The following is a 6304-nucleotide window of genomic DNA, read 5'->3' on the forward strand; positions in this document are numbered from 1 at the left end:
TTTCTGGTGTCCGGTGACGTTATGTGACGTCAGGCGGCCTGAGTGAGGCTGGTCGGGCTGGGGTGGCGTTCGAGGTATCGGGCGTGTTCGGCGTCGGCGTCGTAGCTCCACTGGTAGGGCTGGGCCGTCTTGTTGTGGAGGATCGTGAACGCGGTGATCTGGGCGTCGAGGTCCTCGCGGGAGGTGAAGTCGCCGCGGCGCAGCAGCCGGCGGGTCAGGACGCCGAACCACTGCTCGTCGGGTAGCCCCGGTGCATTGCTGCACCGGGGCCCCCTCAGAACGGTTTTGGCATGGCGCCGACTCGTCAGCGGCCGTGTCGGGTGGCGGCAAGGTGCGCGCGTGAGCGCAGACCGAGCTTGCGGTACACGTTGCCCAGGTGGTACTCGATCGTGCGGACGCTCAGCACGAGCTCTGTCGCGATCTGTCGGTTGGACAAGCCGTCGGCGGCGAGGCGGGCGACGCTGAGCTCTTGCGGCGTGAGCAGTCCCGCCCAGGTGGATGGGGGTCTGCGTGTCTCGGATGGCCCGCACGCGGCCAGTTCGCGTTCGCAGCGGGCCAGATAGGGTGCCGCGCCGAGCCTCGCGAACGTGTCGCCGGCCGCTCGAAGCACGCCGACCGCCTCGGCCTGCCCGTCGGCCCGCCGGCGCAGGAACGATCCGTGAGCAAGATCGAGTAGAGCGATCTCGAAAGGCATGGGCAGATCCCGGCCGAGCGCGGCTCCCTGACGGAAGGTGGCCGCGGCGATGTCCATGTGGCCGCGGGCCAGTTCGAGCGCCGCCCGGGCCCGGACAGCGCCCAGCTGTGCTGAACGCCGCGAGCGCTCCGCGGCTGCCTCCTCAAAGGGTACGAGCACGGTCTCTGCCGCATCGGTCCGGCCGAGGTGAGCCAGCGCTTCCGCGTAGAGGACGCGCCATGGCAGGTCGGATGGTTCGATCGGATCGGACGCGGGTCGGCCCGCGAACCAGGACAGCGCCGTGACGACACCACCATGATCGCCGGCCGCATGCGCAACGCGGGCTCGCGCCATGCGGATCAGTTCCGCCTGGCCCGTGTGATCGCGCTGGGCCCGTGCCGCGCGGGCGAGGTGGGCGGAGATGTCCGGTGCTCCTCGGGCTGCCAGCGGGTAGATCATGGCGGCGTGGGGGGAGGCCGTCATCCAGACCTGCCCGCTGTCGGCGGCGAGCGATGTGGCCAGGCTGGCGTGGGTGGTCGCCTCGTCCCACTCACCCATTTGATATTCGACCAGGGACTGCAGGTATAGAGCTGTCAGACCCATGGGTGCGGCGGTGTCGTGGCGCCGGTGGAAGGCCGCGGCGGCGCTGAACGCGTCGCGAGCGGCCGGCAGGTCGTCGCAGGACCTCAGGAAGGCGCCAACGACGAGGCCGTCCGCGTCGGTCGCACCGCCGGATTCGGTGGCACCTCCGTCCCGCGCGGTCACCTCATCGAAGACCGCCCGGGCTTGCTGCCGCCAACCCGCGGAGAGGTAAACCATGATCGTCAGAAACGGCAGGGCTGTGGGCTGGTCAGCGTCCAGCGGCGCCACCTGGTTCGCCCGGGTGGCCCATTCGGCGGCTATGTCGTAGAAACCGTAGTCGACGCGTATCGTCAGCGCCTCCGCGACGGCACGTGCCAATGGAGGATCGGGAGCGAGTGCCAGTTGCGCCCACACCTGTCGCAACGAGACGTCGCTGGCGACGAAGTCGCCGCGCACCATCGCGAGCCGGCCCTGTAGGTAGTGGTGGCGCGCGCGATCGTGAAGCGGGGGCACGGTGGCGAGGTGGTCGGCGGCGCGGGCGACCTCGCCCGCATGCAGCATCATGTCGACGGCGTAGGTGAACCAGTGCTCCCGTAGGCGCCGGTCACTGGTGAGCCGGGCCGCGGTCAGCAGCCGGTCGCCAGCCTGCGCCCAGCGGTGTTGGGCGGCGTCCTGTCCAGCCGCCTGCGCGACCTCGGCGGCAAGATCGTCGTTGGTGAACGGTGATGCTTCGATGCGGTGCGTCAGTGCCGTTGCCGGGTCGTCGGCAAGCTGCGCCGCCCGGGCATGCAGCGCACATCGATCGTCCAGGCCGAGGTCGTGGTAGACGGCGGACCTCATCAGTGGGTGAACGAAGGCAACCCCCGCGTCGAAGGGGCGGCGGTGCTCCACGAGCAGGCCGGCCTTCACCGCCGGCCCCAGAGCGGCAAGCGGATCGGTCACACCGGCGAGGCGCGCAGCGTCCTCGACGCGGCAGCTGCGGCCGAGGACCGCGGCCGCGACGACAAGACGCTGAGTCTCGCTGGGGCAGTTGGCCAGCCGCCCCAGCACCATGAGTCGAAACGACCGGGGCGCCGGAAACGGACCGGCCTCGCGTTGTAGTTCGTCGGGAGAAAGCTCCTCCAACAGCGCTCGGGCGTGCATTGGGTTGCCATCCGTGACCTCATGCAGCAGTTGCACCGCGCGCCCGGAGATCGGGGTCGCGTACTGGGCCACGGCGAGCCGCTGCAGATCATCGACGGTCAGCCCGGCCAGCCGTAGCCGGCTGCCGAACTCCGTCAACAGCCGGCGAAGCCCGTCGGAGAAGACGCCCTGTCCGTCCGTTTGAGCGACAAGCACGACCAGGACTGGGTCGTGGCGCAGCCGGCGCAACGCGAACGCGAGCGCTTGCTGCGATGACACATCCGCGCAGGTCGCGTCGTCGATGGCTAACACCAGGGCCGTGTGGCCGGCCGTCAGCTCACCGGCAAGGCTGACCAGGCCGGCGCCGATCTGGACAGGCGCGGGTGCCGCCGTCCCGGACAAGGTGGCAACGCTCAGCTCAGCCGGAAGGCGCTCGGCGCGAATCCCGCCCAGCAGTTGAGTCAACACGCCAAAAGGCACCGACTGCTCGAGCTCGTCGCCGCTGGCGACCAGAGTCTCTGCCTCGTCCAGATCCGTAAGGAAACGGCGAAGGAGCGCCGTCTTCCCGACACCTTGGTTGCCCTCGAGCAACACTACCTGGAGACGGCCAGCGCGCGCCTCAGCCAGCCGAGCGGCGAGGAACGCCAGCTCCGAGTCCCTCCCGACCAGGTGGTCCATGTTCTCCCCCGTGCCCGCCGGTAGGCAATTCACGATAGTAGCCCGTCGCCGGACCTCAGCGTCGCCCGTCTCGCCGCCGACGGTCTGTCCAACCGACAGGTCGCCCGCAAGCTCGTGCTGAGCGTCCGCATCATCGAGCACTACCTGGGCAACGCCTACCGCAAGCTTGTTCTGCGCTCACGCACCACCTCGCCGCGCCCCTGCACATCCACTGACGACTCGGCGGCACGCGAGCACCGGAGTTCGCTGGAACAGACCGGTGGATCTACCGGGGGCTCGATGGCGGAGAACCGCTGTTCGACTATGCCGCTCTTTCGGAAGGGCGACCCCGATGCATGTCGTCATCAACTTTCGTCGAACCAGTAACGATCACGAAGAGGGTGACCTACGCGTTGAGACAGATCCGGCCGCCCGCCCCCTTCTCAAGCTGGACTGACCTCGTCCGGCTGCTTGACCGGGCGGCGTCCGACGAACCCCCGGACGCCGCCCGGTGGCCGCGGCACTTCCGTCGCGGTCACCGGGCGCCGCTCGCAGAAACCACCGACCGGCACCGGACCGGACTGGGCCCGGGGAAACCACCAGGATCGCCCGACCCCCGCGATTTCCCCAGGGTGAGGTGGGTCGCAGCGTGCCTATAATCTCGCACCGGAAAGAGCTCACAGCGCGGAGGTACCGATATGGCTCAGGCTGACTGGCGTTGCTGCCACAGGTGTCAAGGCCTGTTCTTCGCTGGAAACGCGAGTACTGGGCGCTGCCCGGCAGGCGGCGGGCACGACTACACGGACAGTGGAAACTATGCCATCATGTTCGGGTAGCAAATCGCCTGTCACGGTGCGTGGACCCGCAATTATCGCCTGCCAGCGGGAAGGGACCGTGAGTTCGTCCCGACGCGAGCAGGCGGCTTGGGGGCAATCACGAGACCCATTGTGGATTGCGACTGTCGGTGGTATCGGTGCGGGAGGGCACCGCGCCCGTCAAAACGGTGGCGGGAGCGCGGTCACAATCGGATATCGGGGGGACGTCATGAAGCGCATACCCATCGTCTTGATCCTGGTGCTGGTATTAGCAGCCTGCGCGCCGTCCGACGGCGGAGGCGGTGGGTACGCGACCGGTGGTGGCGGCAGCGCGACCGGTGGTGGCGGCAGCGCGACCGGTGGTGGCGGCAGCGCGACCGGTGGTGGCGGCAGCGCGACCGGTGGTGGCGGCAGCGCGACCGGTGGTGGCGGCGCCTACAGCACAATTTTTGGGCGGATCGTGCGCGGCGATTCTGGCAAGCCCTACCCGAAGGCTTATGTCCGGTTCGGATGGCTCGTGAACGCCAACGACGAGAGAGAGGCCCATACCGTGACGGACGACGGCGGGCGATACCGCATCCAGCTCCCGGCGGGCCTGTACCAGGTGACGGCGGGCGATACCTGCGATCTCAACGCGGGATTCGCCATCGTCGGACGAGCTCAGGACGACAACATGATCACCGTGCCCGGGACGAACGAAGTGGATTTCGTCGAAGGCCCGATCACCCCCGGGGCTGACATACGAGGCCTCTGCTAGGAGACCCCTGAAAATCTTGATTTTGGGTGTCGTGGATCGAGGTGAACTACCCGTCGTGTAGGGGGCCTGTAGAAATAACGGTGTAACTCCCCGAGAGTGGGGATATGCCGTGAGTGACACAATGGTGGGGCGGCCGCGGGAGCAGGTGCGGGCAGGGGAACGGCAGGACCGGCGTCAGTCCCACAACCACGGCGGGCAGTCGCGGGGCCGGGCCGGCGTCCTATCTCGGTGTCCTGACGGTGCTGGCTGACCGCCCGCAGGAATGGTGGCAACCGGTCGACGGTTGCTACGCGACATGACAACTGTTGGGCTGATCGGCAGCGGTAACATCGGCGGTACGGTGGCCAGGTTGGCCGTCGGGGCCGGCTACGACGTGGTATTGAGCAATTCTCGTGGGCCCGAGACGTTGAACGAACTCGTGGACGAGCTGGGCCCGCGCGCCCGCGCCGTAACCCCGAGCGAAGCGGCTGACGCGGGTGACCTGGTGGTCGTGACAATTCCGCTGGCAGCGTATCGCAGCGTGCCTGTCGAGCCGCTCGCCGGAAAGGTCGTCATCGACACCAACAACTACTATCCGGCACGCGATGGCCAAATTCTGGAGCTGGATGACGAATCGACCACCACCAGCGAACTTCTTCAGCGCCACCTGCCCGGCTCGCGGGTGGTCAAGACGTTCAACAACATCTACTTCAAACATCTGTTGTCGCTGCCCAGGCCGGCCGGGGCGCCCGACCGCTCGGCCCTGCCGATCGCCGGCGACGACCCGGCGGCGAAGGCCACCGTGACCGCCTTTCTCGACGCGCTTGGCTTCGACGCCGTCGATGCTGGTCCGCTCGCTGAGGGATGGCGTTTCCAGCGCGACACCGCCGCCTACGCCGGCATCTTCTTCGGACCGAAAGGGGCCGCCGGCGATGCGGGGGTCCCGGTCGGCGCCGCCGCGATCCGGGCCGCGCTGGCCGCCGCCCGCCGTTACGCCGAGGTAGGCAGCTGACGTGAGCCGTGCACCGAGTTCCGGCCGGAGGCGACCGCTGACCCTGGCCAGATCCTTTTCGTCGACGGCGTCACAGCTCACCTGACGCCCACCCTCACCGCACAGATCCGGGCGGTGTCAGAGATTTGCTGTCGGCTCGACTGAGCCGCGGGACCGGCTCGTCGTCGGAGGTTGAATCGCGGCGGTGAGCCGGTCCGGGCCGGTCCCCTACAGCCGGACGGTGCGGGCGGTCGCCGGCGATTCGCTGCGGTGCTCCCGGGCCGCCGGTGTCGCGGGCGAGGCCACGGGCACCGGGCGGGTGGAGAGCGCGATGCCGAGGGCGACCAGGCCGAGCCCGTGGACGGCGACGCCTGAGTGGGCTGGATCGGCCAAGTGCAGGTCGAACGCGCGGCGGCACTGGTTGCCCTCGGACGGGCAGCGCCGGCTGGGGAGTCGCGGCGCCGACTCACCCGACAGCAGATCAAAGATCTTGTCGACGGCCTCGACGGCCTGCTCGCGGCGCTGCACGACGCCGACCCAGCCGACAAGGCCGAGGTTCGCGCGGCACGAACGCACCGTGGGGGTCCGGGGGCTCGGCCCCCGGACAGGCATAAACGAGACGACTTGGCGCGAAGCGCACAGGTCGTCTGGAGACGAGTGTCCCAGAGGGGACTCAACTTGAATCCTGTCCTCGCGCGATACGTCCGCGAACACGCAGTTCAAGGCTA

At 68.7% G+C, this 6304-nt stretch carries 6 protein-coding genes; 4 read left to right on the forward strand and 2 right to left on the reverse strand.

What is annotated here, in order from left to right:
- Positions 1-23: 23 nt before the first annotated feature.
- Positions 24-245: a hypothetical protein gene (locus U9983_RS25970; protein ID WP_322756529.1), complete on the forward strand. Its 222-nt coding sequence runs from the start codon at positions 24-26 to the stop codon at positions 243-245.
- 59 nt (positions 246-304) lie between these two features.
- Here U9983_RS25970 and U9983_RS25975 read toward each other — a convergent pair whose 3' ends face one another.
- Positions 305-3088, reverse strand: coding sequence for an AAA family ATPase (locus tag U9983_RS25975; protein WP_322756530.1), 2784 nt, complete (start codon positions 3086-3088; stop codon positions 305-307).
- On the opposite strand from U9983_RS25975, the gene U9983_RS28175 reads away from it, so the two are divergent.
- The 3 genes from U9983_RS28175 to U9983_RS25985 all read left to right on the forward strand — a co-directional run bounded on the left by U9983_RS28175 (position 3083) and on the right by U9983_RS25985 (position 5597).
- Positions 3083-3421 (forward strand): helix-turn-helix domain-containing protein, encoded by a 339-nt coding sequence (locus U9983_RS28175; RefSeq protein ID WP_416211550.1) that lies wholly within the window; start codon positions 3083-3085, stop codon positions 3419-3421. The two genes, U9983_RS25975 and U9983_RS28175, sit on opposite strands and share 6 nt — an antisense overlap.
- Positions 3422-4078: 657 nt before the next feature.
- Positions 4079-4606 (forward strand): carboxypeptidase-like regulatory domain-containing protein, encoded by a 528-nt coding sequence (locus tag U9983_RS25980; protein WP_322756531.1) that lies wholly within the window; start codon positions 4079-4081, stop codon positions 4604-4606.
- A 295-nt stretch (positions 4607-4901) separates the two neighbouring features.
- Complete coding sequence (locus U9983_RS25985; protein WP_322756532.1) at positions 4902-5597, forward strand: NADPH-dependent F420 reductase; 696 nt, start codon at positions 4902-4904, stop codon at positions 5595-5597.
- A gap of 207 nt (positions 5598-5804) precedes the next feature.
- Here U9983_RS25985 and U9983_RS25990 read toward each other — a convergent pair whose 3' ends face one another.
- Entirely contained in the window at positions 5805-6152 is a 348-nt protein-coding gene (locus U9983_RS25990; RefSeq protein ID WP_322756533.1) for a hypothetical protein, read from the reverse strand.
- Positions 6153-6304: the final 152 nt, after the last annotated feature.

Origin of the sequence: Protofrankia sp. Cas3, from assembly GCF_963555955.1 — a bacterium.
Lineage (GTDB): Bacteria > Actinomycetota > Actinomycetes > Frankiales > Frankiaceae > Protofrankia.